Source organism: Paenibacillus sp. MDV22-iso6 (assembly GCF_058408365.1).
Genome location: NZ_JBZVDZ010000007.1, coordinates 208,521 through 231,956, shown reverse-complemented (window position 1 = coordinate 231,956; position 23,436 = coordinate 208,521). Strand labels below are relative to the sequence as shown.

The following is a 23,436-nucleotide window of genomic DNA, read 5'->3' as shown; positions in this document are numbered from 1 at the left end:
CTGTTGGTTACGGCAGTGTAATGCATAAGCCAGGAGCGATTGAAAAGAGGTGTTAACGATGAGTGAAGCATTATCCGAATTACAAGAGCGATATGAACATTTGAAAGGACAGTCAGTCCTTGACGAAGCTGCGCAGGCGTTGTTTGCAGACTTGTTCGCTGAAGCGGAGCGGCTGCAAGCCAGTAATCTGACGTTGCGCAGAACGATTCTGAAGTCCTCTTCCAAAGAGTCGCGTATGTCTACCAAGCTGCGTGATGCATTATACGAATAACCCGGAGTCTACTCCGGGTTCTCTTCTGTCTGCAATTTGCGGGGAAATAGAATACCTGCTGTAATTCTGGCAATCATGGCGAAGGTGAGGCCGATACCTGCGAACATATAGATGACTGTAAAAGCCTTGCCGAAACCGGTCGATGGTACAAAATCCGGATGTCCCACCGTCGTTAGAGTTACTGCGCAGAAATAGAGGGCATCAATCCAGTGCAGACCTTCAACGCGAGTATAGAATAACGTGCCCGAGAGAAGTGTCGCCGCAGTTAATACAAACAAAGCTAGGAACTTCTGGTCCTTGAAGGCATGAAAAATGCCTTTAAGCAATCTTTTTAGCGTAACGATAAACGAGACCATGTTGAACCATCCTGTCTATGGAAGAGTGGGCATTGTGCATATTCAAGATGCTAGCTCTGAATTTATGCAAAATACGTGTTTGAATAAATAAGCATTATACCTGATCGAGTACCGTATATAAAGGCAGATGTAAAGTTCGGATGTTGAAATGTTGCGGAGCCAGAAAAAATGACAAAAAGCCCGGACTCAGGAAGTCGTACCGGGCGTCTCTGCTTTGTCGGCTGAGGGTGCGCTTTTTGAACGAAAACGGGGTCCTACATAATTACGCTTGCGGTCACGGAACAGAATCCAACCTCCCAGAAAACTCATGCCTGCGGCGAACAGGACAAGTCCTCCACCAAAGGAGAGCCATTGAAATCCTGGTGAGATCTGCTCGTTCCCATGCTCGGCATAATACAGGAAAAGGGCGTCCTTCATCATTAGAAAACCCTTCATTGCCATTAACCCGGGAATGACCAGAACAATAATCGCCACAAATCGTGCAAAGACCAGTCTAGTATTCATCACCATTAAACTCCTTCTGCCTGAGGTTGACGTAAAATAAAGGTTGCGCTTACAGGTCATACCTGATTCCATCATAGCTTGGTTTTCAGAAGCTGTCCATGCGTTTCAGGGTCAAATTTTGAGTTGACTGCTCAAGGGGAGTACAATGGAATATAGATAACGTCTATGAAAAAGAGAATCATTCGAATCATCATCTTACAAATATATTGAAATTGTATTGAAATTATATGGATAGAGGAGAACATTTAAGATGCCAATTACATGTGATGTTGCCATTCTTGGAGGAGGAACGGGAGGGTACGTTGCTGCCATCCGTGCCGCACAGTTAGGAAAACAGGTTGTTATTATCGAGAAGGATAAGCTGGGGGGCACTTGTCTGCATCGTGGCTGTATTCCGAGCAAGGCATTGCTGCGAAGTGCGGAAGTGTACGCAGAGATACAAGAGAGCGAAATGTATGGGATTGAAACAGCTGGAGCAACACTTGTATTTCCGAAGGTTCAGGCGCGCAAGGATGCAATTGTGGAGCAGCTTCATCAAGGTGTGCAGTATTTAATGAAAAAAAATAAAATTCAGGTCGTACACGCCAAAGGGCGCGTGATCGGACCTTCCATTTTCTCCCCTCAGAGCGGTGCAGTGGCTGTCGAGTTTGAAGATGGCGAGATGGATACAGTTGTGCCAACCAACCTCATTATTGCTACCGGATCTCGCCCACGGGTGCTGCCAGGTCTTGAGCCAGATGGCCGGTACATCATGAGCAGTGATGAGGCTTTGCGAATGGACGAATTACCAGCATCCCTGATCATTGTTGGTGGTGGGGTGATTGGCCTCGAATGGGCCTCGATGCTGAATGATTTTGGCGTTGAAATTACAGTTGTTGAAGCCGCTGCTCATGTATTGCCAGCAGAGGATGAAGATGTAGCCAAGGAAATGCAGAGATTGCTTGGGAAACGTGGTGTTCGCTTCCTAACAGGCGCTAGCGTTCTGACAGAGACATATAGCATACAGGAAGACGGTATTCAGATTGATGTCAAGCTGGGGGATGAGAAGCAAGAGACTCTGAAAGCGGACAAGATGCTGGTGTCGGTTGGTCGTCAGGCCAATGTCGAAAATATCGGACTCGAAAATACGGATATCAAACTCGAACGCGGATTTATTGCTGTGAATCAACATCTGCAAACGGGTGAGGGACATATTTATGCAATCGGCGATGTCATCGGCGGATTGCAGCTGGCGCATGCAGCGAGTCATGAAGGCATTTTGGCAGTGAATCATCTGGCGGGTGAAACGGTACATGCCGTCGAATCACATCGAATCCCGCGCTGTGTCTATACTCGTCCGGAAGCAGCGAGTATCGGATTTACGGAGCGCGAGGCCAAAGAGCGTGGTTATGAAGTGAAGACAGGCAAGTTTCCGTTCCAGGCGATTGGAAAATCTTTGGTTCATGGAAGTCGGGATGGATTCGTGAAGGTAATCGCGGATGCCAAGACGAATGATATATTGGGAGTACATATGATCGGTACCCATGTGACGGAACTGATCGCAGAGGCCTCTTTGGCTCAGATGCTGGATGCGACACCTTGGGAAGTGGGACAGACGATCCATCCTCACCCAACATTATCGGAAATCATGGGTGAAGCCATGTTGGCAGTAGACGGAAAATCGATTGGAATGTAAGCCGGACAGGCTTATGAGAAAGGTCCTTTCCTTTTTTGGGCAAATGGGATTATAATAAGGTTAAGTCAAGTCTTAGTACCAGGTTATAAGATCGGGTAGTAAGACGGGCAAAGGCTCTGATTAAAAGGAGGTACCTCATATGAGTTCAAAAGGTACTGCAGACGCGGTCCATCGGCATGAACAGCTGGGACTTAGCGATGGTGAAGTATTGGATATGTACAAATACATGCTGCTCGCACGCAAGTTTGACGAGCGTTGCTTGCTCTTACAGCGGGCCGGCAAAATTAACTTTCACGTATCCGGTGTAGGACAGGAAGCTGCGCAAGTAGGCGCTGCATTCGGTCTGGACCGGGATCACGATTATTATTTACCGTATTACCGCGATTATGGTTTTGTACTGGCAGTTGGCATGACTCCACGTGAGCTGATGCTGTCTGCTTTTGCGAAGGCGGAAGATCCGAATAGTGGCGGACGGCAAATGCCGGGTCACTTCGGTCACAAAAAGCTGCGCATTGTAACGGGCTCCAGTCCGGTTACCACACAGGTTCCGCACGCTGTAGGGTTTGCACTGGCTGCCAAAATGAAGAAGCAAGAATTCGTTTCTTTTGTAACTTTTGGTGAAGGGTCAAGCAACCAGGGAGATTTCCACGAAGGTGCCAATTTCGCAGGTGTTCATAAACTTCCTGTGATCATTATGTGTGAGAACAATCAGTATGCCATCTCGGTGCCAATTCACAAGCAGCTGAGTGGTAAAATATCGGATCGTGCACTTGGGTACGGGTTCCCTGGACTACGTGTAGATGGAAACGATGCGCTGGAAGTATACGGTGCAGTCAAAGAAGCTCGTCGCCGCGCAATCGCTGGTGAAGGACCAACACTTATTGAAGCAATGATGTATCGTTTATCTCCACACTCCACTTCGGACAATGATCTGGCATACCGGACCAAGGAAGAGGTTGAAGAGAACTGGAAGAAGGACGGCGTGCTTCGCATGAAGAACTATCTGATCGATTGCGGCATCTGGGATGAAGCCCGGGATGCGGATCTGGCTTCCCAGCTTGCGCTGGAAATGAAAGAAGCGACTGAATACGCAGACAACGCGCCATATCCGAAACCTGAGGACACTCTGACGCACGTTTATGCGGACAGCGAAGAAGGGGGACGGTAAGTATGGCGGTTATGGAATATATTGATGCAATCCGTCTCGCGATGAAAGAAGAGATGGAGCGGGATGAAAATGTCTTTATCCTTGGTGAAGATGTCGGGGTTAAAGGCGGTGTGTTCACTACAACCAAAGGGTTGCAGGATCAGTTCGGCGAAATGCGTGTCATGGACACACCTTTGTCCGAATCAGCGATTGCAGGTGTAGCTATTGGCGCTGCGATGTACGGTATGAAACCTATTGCCGAGATGCAATATTCGGATTTTATGTTGCCTGCAACAAATCAGATTATTAGTGAAGCGGCCAAAATTCGCTATCGCTCCAACAATGACTGGAGTTGCCCGATTGTTATTCGTGCGCCGATTGGCGGCGGTATTTTTGGTGGGCTGTATCACTCCCAATGTCCGGAATCGATCTTTTTTGGCACACCAGGGCTGAAAATTATAGCTCCTTACTCGGCATACGATGCGAAGGGACTGCTCAAAGCAGCCATTCGCGACCCGGACCCGGTTCTCTTTTTTGAAAATAAAAAATGCTACAAGCTGATCAAGGAAGATGTGCCGGAAGATGATTACATCGTTCCAATTGGTAAAGCCAACGTGCTTCGCGAAGGAGCAGATATTACAGTTATCGGGTATAGCCAGCCACTTCATTTTGTCATGCAGGCTGCCGAAGAGCTGGAGCGTGAGGAAGGCATTACTGCCCATGTACTGGATCTGCGCACATTGCAGCCACTTGATCGCGAAGCCATCATTGCATCCGCTCGTCTGACAGGCAAAGTGCTGATTGTGCATGAAGATAATAAAACCGGTGGTGTAGGAGCCGAAGTGGCGGCTATCATCAGTGAAGAATGCCTGTTCGAACTGGATGCGCCGATTCAGCGTCTCTGCGGACCGGATGTACCGGCAATGCCGATTAGCCCAACATTGGAGAAATTCTATATGCTGAGCAAGGATAAAGCCAAGGAAGCGATGCGTACGCTCGCCGAGTATTAATTCGTGTAGTGAGATAGTTTAAAAGCAAAGTTTGGAGTGATATAACCAATGAGTATGAAATGGATCGAGGTCATTATGCCGCAGCTGGCGGAATCGCTGGTCTCGGCTACCATTGCCAAATGGTTGAAAAAACCGGGTGACCGGATTGAACAATACGAACCGATCTGTGAAGTGATTACGGATAAAGTCAACGCAGAGATTCCATCAACCGTTGATGGAATTATGGGTGATCTGTTGGTCGAAGAAGGTACGACCATTGCGGTTGGCGAAGCCATCTGCCGCATGCAGGTAGCTTCTTCTGATGAAGAAGCAGCAGAGCAAGTAACGCATGCTTCGCAGCAACAGAATGGTGATCATGTTCATGCACAACAAAGTGCGAACTACGTACCTGCTGCTGGTGCAGCGAGTACAACAGGGCACGATCCCAATCAGCCGATGCGTAACCGCTATTCTCCTGCGGTTCAATCCCTTGCAGCTGAACATGGTCTCAACTTGCAGAGCATTCAGGGCACAGGAGCAGGTGGTCGGATTACACGTAAGGATGTACTGGCAGTGATTGCACAGGGTGGAAACGCGGGCGCAGCGTCTGCACAGTCTTCTACTGTAGCAGGACAGCAGGTCTCTTCGGGAGTACCTTCAGGTTCTCCTTTCAGCGGATTGAATCGGGGGAATGCAGACTTGGGCGCATCTGCGGGAGAAACCGTTCCAGCAGCCGACGCAGGCGTTCCTGTAAGACATTCCGGCATACATCTGACCGAAAGTCCGAAAATTCCCCAAATCGAAGTAGAGGGTGGCGGACAGGGAAGATCCGAATACTTTATCGACGTTACTCCAGTTCGTAATGCCATTGCTCGTAATATGCGTCAAAGCGTATCGGAAATCCCTCACGCGTGGACGATGATTGAAGTGGACGTGACGAATCTGGTGATGCTGCGCAACAAACTCAAGGATGAGTTCAAGCGCAAAGAAGGCATCAACCTGACGTACTTGTCCTTCATGATGAAGGGGGTCGTTAATGCGATTAAAGACTACCCGATCATGAACTCGGTATGGGCTGTTGACAAAATTATTGTCAAACGGGATATCAACCTGTCGATGGCAGTGGGTACAGAAGACTCTGTACTGACACCGGTAATTAAACATGCGGATCAGCGCAACATCGCTGGCCTGGCTCGTGAAATTGATGAGCTAGCACGTAAAACACGTGAAGGCACTCTAAAGCTGGACCATATGCAGGGCGGTACGTTCACGGTTAACAATACGGGGTCATTTGGTTCGATTCTGTCGCAACCTATTATTAACTACCCACAGGCGGCGATTCTTACATTTGAGTCGATCGTTAAGAAACCTGTGGTCATCAATGACATGATTGCTGTCCGTTCCATGGCGAACCTCTGTCTTTCCCTGGATCATCGTATTCTGGATGGGGTCATCAGCGGACGTTTCCTGCAACGTGTAAAAGAGAATCTTGAAGGATACACCATGGAATCGAAAGTGTATTAAGAGAGAGCAAGTGCATCATTTCAATGAGTTACTAATGATGCCAAGCGCTGAATAGATGGATAATGGGAAAGTGTATGTGCCAATGGCCGTGCACTTTTCCCGTTTTCTTCAATAGAATGCTCATCATTATACAATGAACATTGAAACAGAAGGGTGTGGGGGAATCATGAGCAAGCCGCTGGATGCTATGTACATACCGATGCTTGATTATGAAGAGGCTTGGAACCGCCAGAAAGCGATTGTGCAGCAACTGGATGAGGGAGAAGGCGCGGAGCAGATGCTGTTGCTCCAGCATCCGCCGACGTATACGATCGGTTCACAGAATCACCCGGAGCACCTGCTTCTCAGTGAAGACGAACTGCGGGAGCAAGGCATCTCCTTGTTTCAAATTGACCGCGGCGGTGATATTACTTATCATGGCCCTGGCCAGTTGGTAGGTTACCCGTTACTTGTTCTTGGACGGGATGAAGCCTTGGATTTACATGGCTATTTACGTCGCCTAGAGCAGATGATTATTGATTATCTGGCTGATCAGGGTATTGAAGCGGGACGCAAAGAGGCTTACACAGGTGTATGGATCGGAGATTTGAAAATTGCCGCCATCGGCGTAAAGTTCAATCGTTGTAAACACCGGCGCGGCTTCGTGACGAGTCACGGATTTGCTTTTAATATCACCTCCGGCATTCAGCACGCAGGCTTTCAGGGGATTGTTCCTTGCGGGATTGAGCAGTATGGTGTGACCTCGTTGGAGGATATTACAGGGAAGACCTACAATGTGGAGAACGTTGCGCAGGATATCGTTCCATACTTTAACCGGATTTTCCCGTATGAGATTACCTGGATTACAGAAAAAGAAGCCCTTCCCCGTCTGTAAATCAGACAGTCAAAAGGCTTCGGGTTTCTATCCAAACAATAAAGGTTCGAGCGCAATGAAAAGGGTGGACCCAATCATGGCGAGCAGCATGAGATAGATAATGATGCGGAACCATTTCTTTTTTTGCATGATGAGAGAACTCCTTTCAACAAATGAATAAACAGACCATAGTAATTGTATTGTACCGTATCGACGAAAGGTAGGAAAGTCCTATGATAAAACAGCAGCGTGTTATTGATCAATTTATGGAATTGGTGCAGATTGATAGTGAAACAACTCATGAACAGAATATCTCAAAAGTGTTAAAAGAAGAGTTTACTCAGCTGGGCCTCAGCGTGTATGAGGACGACACCACGGAGAAAACCGGACATGGCGCTGGTAATCTCGTGATTACCTGGGAAGCAGATGGTGCGGAAGAAGCAGCGCCAATCTTTTTCACATGTCATATGGATACCGTAACGCCTGGACAAGGAATTAAACCTGAGCTGGGTGAAGACGGTTGGATTCGCAGTGATGGCACGACAATTCTAGGTGCAGATGACAAGGCGGGGATCGCCGCTTTGTTTGAAGCGATTCGAGCTATTCAAGAGAACAATATACCTCATGGGAAAATTCAATTCGTGATTACCGTAGGTGAAGAGTCGGGTCTGGTTGGAGCACGTGCCATGAATCCGAACGATATTGAAGCCGAGTTCGGTTATGCCCTGGATTCCAACGGAGCTGTGGGTACAATCTGTGTGGCTGCTCCGGCCAGAGCGGAAATTCAGATGAAGATCTATGGGAAATCCGCACATGCGGGCGTGAATCCGGAAGACGGCATCAGTGCCATCCAAGTGGCGGCCAAAGCCATTGCAGCGATGAAGCTGGGACGAATTGATGATGAGACTACGGCGAACATCGGCAAATTCCAGGGCGGTTCAGCACTGAACGTCGTCTGCGATTTTGTGCAGATTGAGGCTGAGGCCCGCAGTATTGTGCAGGAGAAGGTAGAACTTCAAGTGGCCCAGATGCGTGAAGCACTGGAAACGACATGCCGCAAATATGGTGCAACCGCTGAGTTCCGCAGTGAGATCCTGTATCCTGCTTTTGGCTTCCATGATGAACACGAGGTTGTTCAGCTTGCACAGCGTGCCATTCGGAGCCTGGGGCTGGAGACTAGCACGTTTGCATCTGGTGGCGGCAGTGATGCCAATATCTTCAATGGGTTCAACATACCCACGGTCAACCTGGCTGTAGGCTATGAGGACATCCATACGACGAAAGAACGCATCCGTGCCGAGGATATTGTGAAACTATCTGAAGTGGTTGTGGCTATTATTCAGGAAACGGCTGCAAATAAAAAGTAATCCAAAGAGACTGAGGGTGAAACTCCCCGTGCTTCAACTGAAAAGTCCGAATCCGGTACAAACCGAGTTCGGACTTTTTGGCAAAACCATGTTATATTTCATGGGTATTGCAGACCAAGAACAGTATCATTTACGTCCAGCGAGCATATCGATTAATTTGGCATCTGGACCCCACTCACGCACCCATTGTTTGAGTATGAGCTGGACTTGTCTGGCTTGTCCGACCACGTGTACGGATTGCGGTGTTAAATAACTGTTCATTGGTTGTCCCCCTGATTTGCTATATTTGTTTGAAATCGCTATAAGCTCACCATATGCCAAAAAACAGAGGTTTATACGTATAAAGAGAACCAAAATTCGAAGAAGTGGAGTTGAAGAACAGATGAACCCAACCAATCATAAGCATTCTGCCAATCCAAAACTTGACGAAGAGACGATATCGACAAAGCCCATCTTCGAGGGCAAAGTCATTTCTCTTCAGGTCGACACGGTCAAGCTGCCTAACGGTCAGACTGCTACACGTGAGATCATCCGTCACCCTGGAGCAGTAGCTGTCCTCGCTCTGAATGGCGAACGTATGCTGGTCGTTGATCAGTATCGTCAGGCCATGGGACGTACGGAAGTCGAGATTCCAGCAGGCAAACTGGACCCGGGAGAAGAACCTGAAGTGGCAGCAGCGCGTGAATTGCGCGAAGAGACTGGTTATGTAGCTAAATCATTGCGGCATCTGCGTTCGTTTTATACTTCGCCAGGATTCGCGGATGAGATCATCCATCTGTACATCGCCGAGGAACTCGAAGCAGGAGACATGGCTTTGGACGAAGATGAATTTCTTGAAGTGTCCGAGATTACAATTGAAGAGGCTTATCAGTTGATGGATCAGAATCGCATCAGTGATGCCAAAACGATGATGGCTGTGTATGCATGGGATCTTTACAGAACAACAGGACGGTTTTAATGATGAATGAGCAACAGGCAGCGTCTGCAGGGAGGGAGCCTTGTTATGCAGACCTCCATATTCACATTGGACGAACTTCGCGCGGTGAAGCTGTTAAAATCAGTGGCAGCCGTGATCTGACATTCGAGAACATTGCTAGAGAAGCCTCGGATCGCAAAGGAATCCATCTACTCGGCGTCATTGATTGCCACTCTCCGGTTGTACAGATAGACATCGAACAGCTGCTTGAGAACGGCACGATGTCCGAGCTTGAGGGAGGGGGTATTGCGTATCAGGACACAACCATCCTGCTGGGGACGGAATTGGAGCTGCGTGAGCCAGGAATGCGAGAGTTTCATATGCTGGCCTACTTCCGTGATCTGAAAACCATGAAGTCCTTCACGGACTGGATGAAACGTTATATGAAAAATGTAAACCTGAGTTCACAGCGGGTATATGTACCCTCGCTTGAGATGCAGGCCGAGATAAAGGCGCGTGGAGGGCTCATTGTGCCAGCGCATGCGTTTACCCCGCATAAAGGCATATATGGCAGCACAGCCTCTCGTATGGCTGATGTGCTGGATACTAGCCTGATCGATGCGGTTGAGCTTGGGCTAAGCTCCGATTCATCCATGGCCAGTTATATTCGGGAATTGGATCATGTTCCCTTTCTGACCAACTCGGATGCTCATTCTCTGGGCAAGATTGGACGAGAGTACAACGAGTTGCAACTCGCGAAGCCTTCCTTTGACGAATTCAGCATGGCACTTAAAGGACAGGAAGGCAGAAGCATTATAGCCAACTACGGTTTGGATCCGAGACTTGGCAAATACCACCGTACCTATTGTGCATCCTGTGGGAGCATTATGGACGAGCATGCGATGTCGGCAGAACGCTGTCCACACTGTGGCAGTGTGAAGCTTGTGCAGGGTGTACTGGATCGTATACTGGCAATCGCTGACCGAGAGAGTCCGCATGTTCCAGCAAACCGACCTGCTTATCACTATCAGGTACCGTTGGAATTCATCCCGGGTTTGGGGAAAGCCAAACTGCGCCAGCTGCTGGACCGCTTTGGTACGGAAATGAACGTATTACATCGTACAAGCGAGGATGAACTTTCAGAGGTTGTTGGACCGGTTCTAGCAGGTCTTATCGTTGCAGCGCGGGATGGTCAACTCGAATTGTCATCTGGTGGTGGGGGCACTTACGGAAAGGTGTCCAGCAAGGAAAGATCAGAGTAGATCAGTTTGCGGTATGCGAATAAAGTGATTTAGTATCATTTGGTGCGGGAATGGCATTTTGTCATGGAGAAGAAATCTGATTCTGGACAAGAAGTCATACGTGTGCATTCCGGTTCATAAGAATGACTATGAGGATTTCACTCGACATCCTTGCAGCATGATAACCGGAAAGGGGACTCGTACCTGTATGCGTTCTGCCTACTTCACATTCAAAGGCCAAACCTCTTTATATGTATTCGTGGCTGTCTTGTTTCTGGTGGGTGTCATTTTTGGCGCCCTGATGGTTAATGCCCTATCCCTTGAACAGCGCCAGGATCTGGAGGGATACCTCGGTAACTTCTTCATGACGGTACAGCACAGCGGACAGGTGACTGAGACCGGAACCTATTGGGACATTGCTATGCTTCATCTAAAGTGGGTTGGCCTGATCTTCATTCTGGGTTTATCGGTCATCGGCTTGCCGGGCATATTGGTTCTGGATTTTCTGAAAGGGGTGCTCATTGGTTTTACAGTGGGTTACCTTGTCGGACAGTATTCATGGAAAGGGCTGTTATTTGCCCTGGTTTCCGTTGCGCCTCATAATTTATTCGTGATTCCGGTACTGCTCATTTGCAGTGTGTCAGCCATGACCTTTTCCTTATATATTATTCGGAACCGTGTTCTGATGCAGCGGACGCCAGGCCGTCAGAGGCCTTTTGCTTCATATATGGTGTTAACTCTCGTTATGGCAGCACTGCTGTTAGGGGTTGCGTCATTTGAAACATGGGTTACACCTGCGATGATGCGCTGGGTCACACCGATGCTACTACCCGCTTAGCTTTGCGCGTGATAGTGTAAAATGTTGACTTTAATTATGTACTCCCCCTATAATGAAAGAAGTGGGTTAAGTTGCAGTGTGCAGTGATTTCCTAGGGGGAGGGAGAAAATGGAAGCACGGATCGATAAAATTAAGCAGCAACTACAGTCCCAAGGATATAAATTAACGCCCCAGCGGGAAGCCACCTTAAGAGTACTTCTTGAGAATGAAGAAGATCATCTGAGCGCAGAAGACGTATTCATGCTCGTGAAAGAAAAGGCTCCCGAAATCGGTCTCGCAACCGTGTACCGTACCCTCGAACTGCTGAGTGAGCTGCATGTTGTAGAGAAAATCAACTTCGGCGACGGTGTAGCGCGTTATGATCTACGCGGAGATACATCCAAGCATCACCATCATCACTTAATCTGTGTTCAATGCGGAAGTATGGATGAAATACGTGAAGACTGGCTTGGACCGCTTGAAGAGCGACTGGAGCGGGAATTTAACTTTTCGGTAGTAGATCACCGACTGGATTTCCATGGGATTTGTTACCGTTGCAAAGCTAAAAATGACCAGAAGCCCAAAGATGAAGAATAACATAGCATATCTTCAAGCTCTCACCGGCGGTTTTGACGGGAGAGCTTTTTTGGTCCAGCGTGTGATGTGAGGTTTACCCTGAATGTCATATTCCTGTGTTCGTTAACATACCCTGATTCTAGACGAGTCGGATTCGAACCAGAAAGGGGTACAACCCATGATTATATCGCTGCGGAGAGGGCTCCGTTTTATTCGATTTATCGTATTTTTTGCTGCATTAGTTTATCTGTTCTATCATGTCCTGGATTTGTTCAACGGATGGATCTCACCTGTGGACCAATATCAGATGCCAACAGGAAATGCGGTTAAAGTATTTCAGGAAACGGTTTGGCCAAGTAACGGGGAAGGACGTCCTACAATGGCAGAGCGTCTCCGTTTATTCTATTGGTACGGAGAGTAGCTGGACAGCCAGGGATGCAAATACGGAAGCAGGTTGCCCGTGTGGCAGTCCTGTCAGATGAGGAGCGTTGTGCATGAAGCAGACGATACACGCCTATGCCTTATACTTGGAAGAGGATAAAGGGATGTCGAGCAGCACGCTGGAATCGTATCTTCGGGACGTGGACAAGTTCATCGAATTTGCGGATAAAGAATACGGTATCCGGGAAGCGGAGCAGGTGCGCCGGACGCATGTTATCCTGTTTGTAGGTCAGCAGAAACAGGCAGGACGTGCGAATGCAACCATTGCCCGCAGCGTTGTATCCCTGCGCTCCTATTTTCATTTTTTGATGCGGCGTGGTGACATATTACAGGACCCTACGTTTGATGTGGAGGCTCCAAAAGCAGACAAGACACCACCGCAGGTGTTAACCATCCAAGAGATCGAATTGCTGCTCGCGTCCCCCGATACCCGTTCACCGCAAGGAGTGCGTGACCGGGCCATGCTGGAGTTATTATATGCGACAGGCATTCGTGTATCCGAACTGATTGCACTGGATGTGCGGGACGTACAGCCAGGCATGCGCTTTATCCGCTGTGGAGGTGCCGGTAAAGAACGAATTTTGCCAATCGGTGCGCCTGCAGCAGAGTGGGCAAGTGTTTATGTGAACGAGTACCGTAACCTGCTAATCAAAAATGAGACGGACGAGCAGGCTCTCTTTGTCAACGTATCCGGTAGACGATTAACCCGGCAAGGCTTCTGGAAGCTGCTCAAAAAAGCAGCGATGGATGCAGGAATCTCGGGTGAAATCACACCACATACGCTGCGTCATTCCTTTGCTGCTCACCTGATTGCCAGTGGGGCAGATACCCGTGCGGTACAGGACATGCTCGGACATGTGGAGCAGCCTGGGCAACAGTATGGGCATCATGGTCGCAAAACGATGAAAGAGATATATGAATCTCATCATCCGCGGGCAAAATAGTTTGTACTTGGATACAAATTTGCAAAAAAAATGCGGAACAATAGTCCGATTTAGGATAAAATAAATTGAACACATTTAAACGCCGTTATACATAAGCGAATGCATCATTTCAGCGTTTAGTTTCCATTGATGTCATTTGCGGATACAGACGGATCGTTTCAACTCAAGGGGGAACATCTTATGACAGCATTAAACCAACAGATGATTTTGGAAGCGGCATCTTACATCCAAAGCAAAAGTTCCATTAAACCGGAAGTCGGTTTGATTTTAGGTTCAGGACTTGGCATTTTGGCAGAATTGATTGAAGATGGCGTAAGCATCGCCTATCAGGATATTCCGCATTTTCCGGTGTCCACAGTAGAGGGACATGAGGGCGAATTGCTGGTGGGAACCATCAAAGGCCGTCCGGTCGTTATGATGAAAGGTCGTTTCCACATGTACGAAGGATATGGTCCGGAACTGACTGCCTTCCCGGTACGTGTTATGAAAGAACTGGGCGTAACTTCGCTGCTCGTAACGAACGCTGCAGGTGGCGTGAATACCTCTTATGAGGCGGGTGACCTGATGCTGATCTCGGATCATCTGAATCTCACAGGCAAGAATCCATTAATCGGACCGAATGACTCCGCACTGGGTGTGCGCTTCCCGGATCTGTCCGAAGCGTACAGCCGCCGTCTGCGTGCGCTGGCGAAGGATACAGCCGCGTCACAAGGTTTTGATGTACGTGAAGGTGTATACGCAGGTATGCTTGGTCCAAACTATGAGACACCAGCTGAGATCGTGATGCTGCGTACGCTGGGTGCGGATGCTGTCGGCATGTCTACCGTTTCTGAAGTCATCGTGGCACGCCACGCCGGCATAGAAGTACTCGGTATCTCCTGTATCAGCAACATGGCTGCCGGCATTCTGGACCAGCCGTTGTCGCATGATGAGGTTATGGAGACGACAGAACGTGTTCGTGAATCGTTCCTGGCCCTTGTGCTGGCTGTTATTCCACAAATGTAACTGATCAATAAGAAGACGATCTACCCTAATGTGATTCATTGGGGCAGATTGTCTTTTTTTTATTTCCTTAACGGGCAGCTTTCTCATCCAATGAGTGTCAGGCTCGTTTTTTGTGTTTCACACGGATTACATAAAAAGTTCGGGAAATCATTCTTTACATGGAATAATTTACTTCAATCGGGCCGACAATGATTAGCAGTACATGCATGGAACATGCAGTAAGCAAGTCATTTGAGGAGGTAACCCTAGTGAAGAAACGAATAATGGCATCGTTCATGACCCTTTGTATCCTGCTGCCCCTGATGGCATCAACCGCGCTGGCTGAAGAAACTCCCAAAGCAGCGGGGGGAACCGATTTGGCCCCGTCGGCACGCTCTGCCATTTTGATGGATGCTGATACGGGCACGGTCATTTTTGAAAAAAACAGTCATGATCAGCTGCCACCGGCGAGCATTACGAAGATTATGACCATGCTGCTCACCATTGAAGCGGTCGACTCTGGCAAGCTGAAGCTGACGGATAAAGTGAGAACGAGTGAATATGCCGCATCCATGGGTGGATCACAGATTTTTCTGGAACCTGGGGAAGAGATGACGGTCGACGATATGTTAAAAGGTATTGCTATGGCTTCCGGTAATGATGCCTCTGTAGCGATGGCTGAGAAAATTGCCGGTTCGGAGGAAGCCTTTGTACAACTGATGAATGAGCGGGCGAAGGAACTCGGAATGAAGGATACTCATTTTTCCAACTGTAACGGCCTGCCGGTCGATAACCATTATTCTTCGGCCCATGACATTGCGGTCATGAGCCGTGAACTGCTGAAGCATCCGGGGATTACGAAATATACCGGTGCATACCAGGACTACCTTCGTAAAGATAGCGAGAAGCCATTCTGGCTGGTGAATACGAACAAGTTGGTTCGTTTCTACTCCGGTGCCGATGGGTTGAAAACAGGATACACTTCCGAAGCCAAGTTTTGTCTCTCGGCTACAGCGATGAAGGATGGGCTTCGTACGGTCGCGGTAGTACTCGGAGAACCCAATACCAAAACACGGAACAGTGAAGTTTCCTCGATGTTTGACTATGCTTTTGGGCAATACACGATGAAAGCCCTGTACAAGTCAGGGGACCTGCTGGGTAGTCTGAAAATTGAAAAAGGTGAAGTTGCCGAATTGCCGCTGAATGCAACACAAAATTATAGTGTGTTGATGCGCAAAGGTGCGAAATCGGATGAGATCCGTCATGAATTGCTGATGGCAAAAGAAGTGAAAGCTCCGGTCAAAGCAGGTCAGAGTGTAGGTAAACTAGTCGTCTACCAGGGCAATGAAGTCATCAAGGAGTTCGACATTCAGGCTCCGCAGGGTGTGGACAAGGCTGGCTGGTGGAAGCTGTTCAAACGCACAACCTCCAAACTGTTCGATTAAACGGCGATTTATGCAGGATGCGTGCATCCTTTGAACGTATTTTGTAGTTAATTAGGGGTTTTCTTCTAGTTTTGTCGGGGGGCAGGAAAAGCCTTCGGGAACGTAGAAATCCTTGTTCAAGACAGGGAGGAGAGTGAGCAAACGTGAACTTGCATGTGGAAATGGAACATCACCGCGGGATTCTGATTGTGCGATTATCCGGGGAGCTGGATCACCATACAGCTGACATGGTACGGATGCAGATGGATGAAGCTATCCAGCGCAGACAATGCGAGCATTTGGTACTTAGCCTGAAAGATCTGCAATTCATGGATAGTTCGGGTCTGGGTGTCATTTTGGGTAGATACAAGCTCATTAAGAATAAAGGCGGGAAGATGGTTGTCTGTGATGTCAATCCGCCAGTGTATCGTTTGCTGGAAATGTCAGGTTTGTTCAAGATTATGCCGATTTACGAAAATGAGGGAACTGCTCTCTCGGGTCTGGAGGTCGTCTCATGAATGAAGGAACGGGGACAAATTTCATGAATCTGCAATTCGCGGCCAAGTCGGAGAACGAATCGTTCGCACGGGTGACGGTTGCTGCCTTCATCTCCCAGCTTGATCCTACGATGGACGAGCTTAGCGATCTGAAGACGGTCATTTCGGAAGCCGTAACGAACAGCATCATCCACGGATACAACAACAATGCGGAAGGTGTCGTGTCCATTCAAGCCGAGATTCGGGATGACATGATTACCATCATTGTGGAAGACCGTGGTGAAGGCATCGAAGATCTTGAACTTGCCAAACAGCCGCTGTATACGTCCAAACCCGAACTTGAGCGCTCGGGCATGGGCTTCACCATTATGGAAAACTTCATGGATGAATTCGAAGTCAGCAGTGAGCCCGGCAGAGGCACCTCCATCAAGATGAAGAAAAGGATTGAATCCAAGAAAGCATTGTATAATTAGGGGTTGGTAGTCTTATGGATGCTGAAGTGAAACAGTCTTCACAGACCTATTTGGACGATGCCGAGGTCAAACGGCTGATTGCGCTCAGTCAGTCGGGTGACCATGTCGCACGGGATACGCTGGTGAACTGCAACATCAGACTCGTCTGGTCCGTCGTACAACGTTTTATGAACAGGGGATATGAGCCGGAAGATCTGTTCCAGATTGGTTGTATCGGGCTGCTCAAATCGGTGGATAAATTCGATCTCAGTTATGATGTGAAATTCTCCACCTATGCTGTCCCAATGATTATCGGAGAAATTCAGCGCTTCCTGCGGGATGACGGCACGCTTAAGGTCAGTCGTTCGCTCAAGGAAATGGCGAATAAAGTCCGCAAAAAAAGGGATGAACTCTCCAAACACCTCGACCGTCTTCCAACGATTAAGGAAGTAGCCGCGGAGTTGGGGGTAACCCCAGAGGAAGTTGTATTTGCTCAGGAAGCCAACAAACCGCCGACCTCCATACATGAGACGGTGTTTGAGAATGACGGCGATCCGATTACACTAATGGACCAGATTGCCGATGAGTCTCAGGAACGGTGGTTTGACAAACTTGCGCTAAACGAAGCGATTGGCGGTCTCAGCGAAAGGGAACGGCTGATTGTATACCTCCGGTATTACCGGGATCAGACCCAGTCCGAGGTCGCTAGCAGGCTGGGTATATCCCAGGTGCAGGTGTCACGACTGGAGAAAAAAATACTTCAATCCATCCGCGACCAGATCGCACAGTGATTTTGGATTGCTGACAACAATATGGGTGTTAAACCACCAATATACGACAACTAACAACCTTCTATCGCGCATTAATATGCGAAGAAGGTTATTTGTCGTTGACCTGAATGGGTTTGGGGCGATTCGACTGCAACAATAATATCAATCCAATGATACATGCGGTCCCCAGCCATTGAAATATCCCGAAGGGTTCATGCAACCAGATAACAGTGGTGCCAACGGCAGCAAGCGGCTCCGCGCTTCCTATAAGACTTGTTTCTTTGGCTGACAGGCTTTTTAAACTTTCGATATAGAACCAGAATGCAATCATTGTCCCTAAAATAATGGTAAAGGCCAAATATCCGTAGGTTTCCAAACGCAAGCTAGCAAAGTCCATTTTCCACGGTGGGTGGATGAGACTCAGCGCAGCGCCTCCGATAATCATTGCCCAGCCTACCACAACAAGTGAATCAAACTTTTCAATCAGTTTCACGGCGTAGAGGGTATAGAAGGCAGCGGCAACTCCGGATAACAACCCCCACAATACTGCGGGTAAAGGCACAGACAATTGGGAGAGAGAACCATTGGTCAGCAGGAGAAAACACCCGCTCAGAGCCAGAATCGCTGATGCAACATCCTTTCTGGTTAGAGCAGCCTGTTTTCGCCAGATCATATAGACCATGATCATGACTGGTGACAGATATTGAAGTAGTGTCGCCACAGCGGAGTTGCCATGTTGAATAGACGCCATGTACGTATATTGAACAGCGAGCATCCCGAATAATCCGAAAATGATTAGCTGCAAGGCTGTTTTTTTCTGCTTCCACATATCGAAAATTTGCGAGCGCCTTGTTGTAAAGGACCGAACCGTCAGAAGCAGTATACCCGCAATCAGCAGTCGAACCGTTACAAACCAGTTGACTTCAATTCCGTATTGTTGAAACAGTTTTTGTGAAACTGTTCCGCCAATGCCCCAGCATATCGCACCTGTAAGAACGAAGAATAGGCCTGATTTTCTAGATCTTTGAATAGATATTTTCATGAATAGCACCCTCACCTTAAATATAAGAATAGTGCTATATTAAAACGAAATAGGCTATAATAATATCAATATCGCACAGATAAATATCATTATATTGAGATGAGAGAATATGCTTAAGATAGAATTTGAAATTGATAAAAACGGGAGGGAACTGACGGAGCATCGTACAGTTATATTGCCTGTGGCGTGTTATGAAACCACAATTGTACGCAATGTTCACGGGCATATTCCTTTGCATTGGCATGATGAATTGCAGTTTGTCTTGGTTGTCCAGGGCGAAGCTCTTTTTTATGTGAATGATCAAAAGGTCATTGTGCCGCAAGGCGACGGGCTGTTTATCAACAGTGGTTGCATGCACATGGCAGAGGAACGGTGTAAGAAGGATAATTGTATTTATCTTTGTCTAAATGTCTCTCCGCATTTTGTTGTGCCATCCGAGTTATATTTGAAGTATGTTCATCCTTATATCTCAGCAACCAATTTACCTTATCTTCATATCAAAAGGGAAATTTCATGGGGAGCTCAAGTCCTCGACGCCATCCGGTATGTTAAAAAGGATTTGGATGAGCAGCCTCCATTTTACGAAATGAATGTGGCTTCAAGCCTTTTGACGATATGGAAACATCTGATTACAAGTGGATACGCGCTGGAATATGATCCATCCGAAATCATCAGAAGCAGGCGAATGAAGGATATGGTCGAATGGATTCACCTGCACTTCGCCGAACCAATCCAATTGGAGGACATTGCAAGGTCCGGTCAGTTAAGCCGCTCGGAAACATGCCGTTATTTCAAACAAATGTTGAAGACAACACCCGTGCAGTATGTTATCGATTATCGCATCCAAAAGAGTGTGGAGCTGTTGCAACTCCAAGAACGCAGCATTACCGAGATTGCTTATGAAGTTGGTTTTAATAGCACGAGCTATTTTATCAATCAGTTTCGTAAAACCATGCAAATCACCCCGTTAAAGTTCAGAAGAGAAGTGGAGTTGAGAATTAAGGAGGGTATTGAACATTGAACAAAAAAATGAAAGTATTGTTATCCGCGCTGCTGATAATCACGGCTTTTGTTTTTGTTTATATGCGTTATTTCCATCCGTTCCCCAAAGATACTGAAGTAATCCAAATCACTCCTTCTTCAGATATAACCTCTTCACAGGAAGTCCTGACAACGATGCGTAAGGCTTTCCCAAAGATACCTGATCAGACAATCCATAAGGTTTTCTCTTCTCAATAAGTCGCTATATTAGCGGCTTTTTTTTGTTTTTGTGCATTAGTCATAAAAGAAATGTAATAGAGAAAAGGCTGTAATTAAGCCAGCTATTAAATCTCCTACTACCGCCTCCCTGCACATTTATTGCAACCCTTTGGAAAAAAGGGACCCGTGCAGCGGAGGGATGGAATCGGACAAAGGAGCGAAGCGTGAGGGCTCGTCTAAGGATACACACAAGCAACGTAGGCGGCAGATTGACCTGAAGAAGCGAAGCGTTCGCCTAAAAGCTTTCTGAAAGAAAGCTACTTCGAAAGCATACACTGTCTCCAAATTTCTAACATTTAGAAATAAATCAAAAGAATTTGGAGACAACAGCGATCGGAAGGTTGGTCTGCAGCTGGAGTGCCTGCGTGTAGTTCCCTTACTAACCTGAGAGCAACAGCGACCGATGGCCGATCCATCCCGAAGCGCCCGCAGGGTCCACACAACCTTTTTCCAACCAAAATGTAATAAATTTGCACATTCTTCAAATACTAACCTAAATTACGCAGTAAAGGAGTGTTCCGGATGTCCCTGACACCCACTCCAACGGTCTATGTTCGTTTGCGCAGCCGTATTCGCATCCAAAGAGGTCGAAGTGTCAAGCTTGGAGATGTAGCTCACTTGCTCACCTCTCCCGAAGAACAGGAAGGAAGGCTGCTTGAGCTTGAATTGCTGCGCCCCGGACCGGAGGACGGCAATCTGATCCTCATTGATATATTGCAGATCATCCCCGAGATCCGTCGAACCTTGCCAGATGTCACCGTTGAATTAATCGGATCGGGTCATACGCTTGTTGAGGTGGTTGTAGGAAGTGGCAAGCCTTCCAAATCTCTGTTCATCCTGGTGTGGCTGCTGCTTTTCTTTGGATCAGCATTGACCATTATGAATTTTCATGCGGACGTAAACATGCAGGAAGTCCAAATTCGAATTGTAGAGATGATTACGGGCCGCCGGGATGAGCATCCGTATCTGTTTCAGGTGGCGTATTCTCTCGGGATCGGGTTTGGTATGGCTGTGTTCTTCAATCATTTATTCAAGAAAAAGTGGAATGAAGAACCTACCCCTTTGGAAGTGGAAATGTTCCTATATCAGCAAAATGTAGACAAGTATGTAGTGATTGAAGAAACCGAACGTATGCATGAAGAGGAACGCAGGGAGATGAATGCGGATGAGCGTTCTTAACGGAGCAATCAGCATTGTGCTGGGCATTGCGGGGGGAATCGCTGTAGGAAGCGGTGTGATTGCGCTTATTCTCGTGCTTGATATGATCCCAAGACTAGCTCAACTTACGCGAACCTATGACAAAACCCATTGGTATGAAGGGGCCTTGATCGGAGGTTCGCTGCTCGGTACTGTTGCGGATTTTTGGCACTGGAAGGTACACGGAGCGCTGTTGCTGAGCCCGATCATCGGACTGTTTTGTGGTGTGTTCATCGGTCTGCTTGCTGCGGCACTGACTGAGGTGCTGAATGTACTGCCAGTGCTGGCAAAACGACTGGGCATGAAATCGTATTTGTTTGGATTGTTGCTTGCTATGATTTTGGGGAAGATGACAGGCTCCCTGTTTGACTTTTTTGTTTACCAGCGTTAAAACGTTAGGCCTAAGGAGGATGGGAAATGGACGTAAGATTGGACAACGACGGGCATGAATCCAGCGAAGCAACATCCGAAGAGAAGATGCATAAATCTCCTTATGAGATTCAGGAGGAAGAAGAAAAGAAGGCTTACGAAAAGAAGAAGCAAAATGAAATGTCTGACAGTATCGAGGAATCGGTAGAATATTGGCAGGAAAACGACGATATATCCCCTCGCATGAGTGATAACAAATATACGCTTCAGCAAGTGTTGGGACTTGGAGAGTCCTTTGATGTGAATATGAGGGAAATGGTCTTGGGTGGCAAACATGTTGGATTGTTGCTACTGACTGGGTTTGCAAAGGATGAGATTCTGCTTGAAGTGCTAAAAAGGCTAACCTATCTTACACCGGAGCAAGTGTCCGGACATGCGCTGAAGTCGTATTTCGAATGTTACATTCCTCATATTCAAGTTGAGCGAGTGGAGAAAATGAGCGCCGTCATCAACAAGGTCCTCACTGGCATGAGTGCCATGTTTGTCGAAGGGGATCGTTCCGTTATTATTATGGATACCCGCAGCTATCCGGTACGTTCCCCAGAGGAACCTTCGCTGGAGAGAGTGGTGCGGGGTTCAAGAGACGGATTCACGGAGACACTTCTGACCAACGTGGCGTTAGTGCGCCGAAGAATACGGGACCCAGGATTAAAATTTGAAATTATGCAGGTTGGACGCAGATCGCAAACGGATGTCTGTGTTGTATATATTGACGATATCGTGGACAAGGTTCAGGTGGATTCCGTTCGTGAAAAAATCAAACGAGTAAATATCGACGGCATCCCTGCTGCCGATAAACAGCTTGAAGAAGCGATTATTAACAAGGGTTGGCACCCGTATCCGTTGGTTCGTTATTCGGAACGACCGGATGTGACAGCATCTCATTTGATGGACGGAAGGGTGGTTGTTTTTGTAGATACTTCACCCAGTGTGATGATTCTGCCCACGACCTTTTTTGACCTGTGTGAGCATGCGGAAGAGAACAGACAGACCGCCTTTATGGGAACCTATCTGCGCTGGGTACGATTTGGGGGTATTCTGATTTCGCTTTTCCTGTTGCCGCTATGGCTGTTGATGGTTATTGACCCTGCCATTAAGCCAGCAGGAATGGAGTTCATCGGTCCTCATGAAAATGCCCAGCTCCCGCTGATTCTGCAGTTCCTGCTTATTGAATTCGGAGTGGATTTATTACGGATGGCAGCAGTCCATACCCCGACGCCACTCGCTTCGGCCATGGGTTTGATTGCGGCAATTTTAGTCGGGGATATCGCCGTAAAAACAGGATATTTTGTCAATGAAGTGGTACTTTACATGGCGATTGCCGCGATTGGTATGTTTGCAACACCCAGTTATGAGCTTGGTTTGGCTAATCGATTGGTCAGATTGTTTTTGCTCGTTGCTGTGGCGATATTCAAGGTTCCCGGATTCGTTGTCGGGACGACGTTCATTATCGTGGCGCTCACTTTGCATCGCTCCTACAACTCTTCTTATCTCTGGCCGTTCATACCGTTTAATGCAAAGGCTTTGGGTAACTTTTTGTTCCGTTTGCCGCTGTTGGAAAATAAAAAACGTCCTTCGATCAACAAAACGCGTGACAATACCAAAATGGACAGTGATCCAGACGGGGAACTGCAAAAAAGTAAAAAACACAAATGATCTGCCGAAAAATCCATTCTTCTCATTTTCTAATTTGATATACTGGTGTAAAATCATTGGAATAACAGCTGTTCCAGTATATAAAAAAGTGAGGAATGCAGATT

Annotated in this window: 28 protein-coding genes; 23 read left to right on the top strand and 5 right to left on the bottom strand. The window is 47.6% G+C overall.

The genetic code is table 11. The annotated features are described in order from the left end of the window. Positions 1-58: 58 nt before the first annotated feature. On the top strand, positions 59-271 hold the full coding sequence (locus tag AC4PM4_RS20625; protein WP_063565718.1) for a hypothetical protein: 213 nt from the start codon (positions 59-61) through the stop codon (positions 269-271). An 8-nt stretch (positions 272-279) separates the two neighbouring features. Here AC4PM4_RS20625 and AC4PM4_RS20620 read toward each other — a convergent pair whose 3' ends face one another. Both AC4PM4_RS20620 and AC4PM4_RS20615 read right to left on the bottom strand, forming a co-directional pair. Next, a complete protein-coding gene (locus AC4PM4_RS20620) occupies positions 280-627 on the bottom strand; it encodes a potassium channel family protein (RefSeq protein ID WP_400345893.1) in 348 nt (115 codons plus the stop codon). A gap of 186 nt (positions 628-813) precedes the next feature. Continuing rightward, positions 814-1,137 carry a DUF2627 domain-containing protein gene (locus AC4PM4_RS20615; RefSeq protein WP_063565720.1) on the bottom strand — a complete coding sequence of 108 codons (324 nt, stop codon included), beginning with the start codon at positions 1,135-1,137 and terminating at the stop codon, positions 814-816. Positions 1,138-1,381: 244 nt separating this feature from the next. On the opposite strand from AC4PM4_RS20615, the gene lpdA reads away from it, so the two are divergent. The 5 genes from lpdA to lipB all read left to right on the top strand — a co-directional run bounded on the left by lpdA (position 1,382) and on the right by lipB (position 7,340). Continuing rightward, the gene (gene lpdA, locus AC4PM4_RS20610; RefSeq protein ID WP_063565721.1) at positions 1,382-2,806 is read left to right on the top strand and encodes a dihydrolipoyl dehydrogenase; all 1,425 of its coding nucleotides are present in this window, start codon (positions 1,382-1,384) and stop codon (positions 2,804-2,806) included. A gap of 139 nt (positions 2,807-2,945) precedes the next feature. Next, positions 2,946-3,974: a thiamine pyrophosphate-dependent dehydrogenase E1 component subunit alpha gene (locus AC4PM4_RS20605; protein WP_063565722.1), complete on the top strand. Its 1,029-nt coding sequence runs from the start codon at positions 2,946-2,948 to the stop codon at positions 3,972-3,974. A gap of 2 nt (positions 3,975-3,976) precedes the next feature. After that, positions 3,977-4,963, top strand: a complete 987-nt coding sequence (locus tag AC4PM4_RS20600) for an alpha-ketoacid dehydrogenase subunit beta (protein WP_024630968.1) — start codon at positions 3,977-3,979, stop codon at positions 4,961-4,963. A gap of 48 nt (positions 4,964-5,011) precedes the next feature. Then, positions 5,012-6,466 carry a dihydrolipoamide acetyltransferase family protein gene (locus AC4PM4_RS20595; RefSeq protein ID WP_491614461.1) on the top strand — a complete coding sequence of 485 codons (1,455 nt, stop codon included), beginning with the start codon at positions 5,012-5,014 and terminating at the stop codon, positions 6,464-6,466. 166 nt (positions 6,467-6,632) lie between these two features. Beyond that, positions 6,633-7,340, top strand: a complete 708-nt coding sequence (lipB, locus tag AC4PM4_RS20590; RefSeq protein WP_491614460.1) for a lipoyl(octanoyl) transferase LipB — start codon at positions 6,633-6,635, stop codon at positions 7,338-7,340. A gap of 27 nt (positions 7,341-7,367) precedes the next feature. Here lipB and prli42 read toward each other — a convergent pair whose 3' ends face one another. Next, positions 7,368-7,469 carry a stressosome-associated protein Prli42 gene (prli42, locus tag AC4PM4_RS20585; protein ID WP_090810668.1) on the bottom strand — a complete coding sequence of 34 codons (102 nt, stop codon included), beginning with the start codon at positions 7,467-7,469 and terminating at the stop codon, positions 7,368-7,370. Positions 7,470-7,552: 83 nt separating this feature from the next. On the opposite strand from prli42, the gene AC4PM4_RS20580 reads away from it, so the two are divergent. Then, positions 7,553-8,686, top strand: coding sequence for a tripeptidase T (locus tag AC4PM4_RS20580; RefSeq protein WP_491614459.1), 1,134 nt, complete (start codon positions 7,553-7,555; stop codon positions 8,684-8,686). Positions 8,687-8,812: 126 nt separating this feature from the next. Here the strand turns inward: AC4PM4_RS20580 and AC4PM4_RS20575 are convergent, their stop codons facing one another. Further along, the gene (locus AC4PM4_RS20575) at positions 8,813-8,947 is read right to left on the bottom strand and encodes a Z-ring formation inhibitor MciZ (RefSeq protein ID WP_090810664.1); all 135 of its coding nucleotides are present in this window, start codon (positions 8,945-8,947) and stop codon (positions 8,813-8,815) included. Positions 8,948-9,068: 121 nt separating this feature from the next. On the opposite strand from AC4PM4_RS20575, the gene AC4PM4_RS20570 reads away from it, so the two are divergent. From AC4PM4_RS20570 to sigF, 11 genes are all read left to right on the top strand, one after another. After that, a complete protein-coding gene (locus AC4PM4_RS20570) occupies positions 9,069-9,644 on the top strand; it encodes an NUDIX domain-containing protein (RefSeq protein WP_491614458.1) in 576 nt (191 codons plus the stop codon). Next, a complete protein-coding gene (locus tag AC4PM4_RS20565) occupies positions 9,644-10,864 on the top strand; it encodes an endonuclease Q family protein (protein ID WP_491614457.1) in 1,221 nt (406 codons plus the stop codon). The genes AC4PM4_RS20570 and AC4PM4_RS20565 overlap by 1 nt, the downstream gene beginning before the upstream one ends. Before the next feature lie 187 nt (positions 10,865-11,051). Then, positions 11,052-11,681, top strand: a complete 630-nt coding sequence (gene spoIIM / locus AC4PM4_RS20560) for a stage II sporulation protein M (protein WP_063565728.1) — start codon at positions 11,052-11,054, stop codon at positions 11,679-11,681. Positions 11,682-11,789: 108 nt separating this feature from the next. Beyond that, on the top strand, positions 11,790-12,257 hold the full coding sequence (gene fur / locus AC4PM4_RS20555) for a ferric iron uptake transcriptional regulator (protein WP_063565729.1): 468 nt from the start codon (positions 11,790-11,792) through the stop codon (positions 12,255-12,257). Positions 12,258-12,414: 157 nt separating this feature from the next. Further along, entirely contained in the window at positions 12,415-12,657 is a 243-nt protein-coding gene (locus AC4PM4_RS20550; RefSeq protein WP_024630960.1) for a DUF4227 family protein, read from the top strand. A gap of 73 nt (positions 12,658-12,730) precedes the next feature. Continuing rightward, a complete protein-coding gene (locus tag AC4PM4_RS20545) occupies positions 12,731-13,621 on the top strand; it encodes a tyrosine recombinase (RefSeq protein WP_064636791.1) in 891 nt (296 codons plus the stop codon). A 180-nt stretch (positions 13,622-13,801) separates the two neighbouring features. Next, positions 13,802-14,626, top strand: a complete 825-nt coding sequence (locus AC4PM4_RS20540; RefSeq protein ID WP_063565732.1) for a purine-nucleoside phosphorylase — start codon at positions 13,802-13,804, stop codon at positions 14,624-14,626. A 302-nt stretch (positions 14,627-14,928) separates the two neighbouring features. Then, complete coding sequence (locus tag AC4PM4_RS20535; RefSeq protein ID WP_231952730.1) at positions 14,929-16,050, top strand: D-alanyl-D-alanine carboxypeptidase family protein; 1,122 nt, start codon at positions 14,929-14,931, stop codon at positions 16,048-16,050. A gap of 143 nt (positions 16,051-16,193) precedes the next feature. Further along, the gene (gene spoIIAA, locus AC4PM4_RS20530) at positions 16,194-16,547 is read left to right on the top strand and encodes an anti-sigma F factor antagonist (protein WP_036663380.1); all 354 of its coding nucleotides are present in this window, start codon (positions 16,194-16,196) and stop codon (positions 16,545-16,547) included. Beyond that, positions 16,544-16,999 carry an anti-sigma F factor gene (spoIIAB, locus tag AC4PM4_RS20525; protein WP_053784445.1) on the top strand — a complete coding sequence of 152 codons (456 nt, stop codon included), beginning with the start codon at positions 16,544-16,546 and terminating at the stop codon, positions 16,997-16,999. The genes spoIIAA and spoIIAB overlap by 4 nt, the downstream gene beginning before the upstream one ends. Before the next feature lie 14 nt (positions 17,000-17,013). After that, a complete protein-coding gene (gene sigF, locus AC4PM4_RS20520) occupies positions 17,014-17,769 on the top strand; it encodes an RNA polymerase sporulation sigma factor SigF (protein ID WP_024630954.1) in 756 nt (251 codons plus the stop codon). Between the two features lie 88 nt (positions 17,770-17,857). Here sigF and AC4PM4_RS20515 read toward each other — a convergent pair whose 3' ends face one another. Then, the gene (locus tag AC4PM4_RS20515; RefSeq protein ID WP_491614456.1) at positions 17,858-18,790 is read right to left on the bottom strand and encodes a DMT family transporter; all 933 of its coding nucleotides are present in this window, start codon (positions 18,788-18,790) and stop codon (positions 17,858-17,860) included. A gap of 109 nt (positions 18,791-18,899) precedes the next feature. On the opposite strand from AC4PM4_RS20515, the gene AC4PM4_RS20510 reads away from it, so the two are divergent. From AC4PM4_RS20510 to AC4PM4_RS20490, 5 genes are all read left to right on the top strand, one after another. Continuing rightward, complete coding sequence (locus tag AC4PM4_RS20510) at positions 18,900-19,811, top strand: AraC family transcriptional regulator (protein WP_491614455.1); 912 nt, start codon at positions 18,900-18,902, stop codon at positions 19,809-19,811. Beyond that, a complete protein-coding gene (locus tag AC4PM4_RS20505; RefSeq protein ID WP_491614454.1) occupies positions 19,808-20,029 on the top strand; it encodes a hypothetical protein in 222 nt (73 codons plus the stop codon). The genes AC4PM4_RS20510 and AC4PM4_RS20505 overlap by 4 nt, the downstream gene beginning before the upstream one ends. Before the next feature lie 543 nt (positions 20,030-20,572). Next, positions 20,573-21,229, top strand: a complete 657-nt coding sequence (locus tag AC4PM4_RS20500; protein ID WP_090810656.1) for a stage V sporulation protein AA — start codon at positions 20,573-20,575, stop codon at positions 21,227-21,229. Further along, positions 21,216-21,638 (top strand): stage V sporulation protein AB, encoded by a 423-nt coding sequence (locus AC4PM4_RS20495; protein ID WP_063565738.1) that lies wholly within the window; start codon positions 21,216-21,218, stop codon positions 21,636-21,638. The genes AC4PM4_RS20500 and AC4PM4_RS20495 overlap by 14 nt, the downstream gene beginning before the upstream one ends. Before the next feature lie 86 nt (positions 21,639-21,724). After that, positions 21,725-23,332, top strand: a complete 1,608-nt coding sequence (locus tag AC4PM4_RS20490; RefSeq protein ID WP_063565767.1) for a spore germination protein — start codon at positions 21,725-21,727, stop codon at positions 23,330-23,332. The last annotated feature ends 104 nt before the right edge of the window (positions 23,333-23,436 follow it).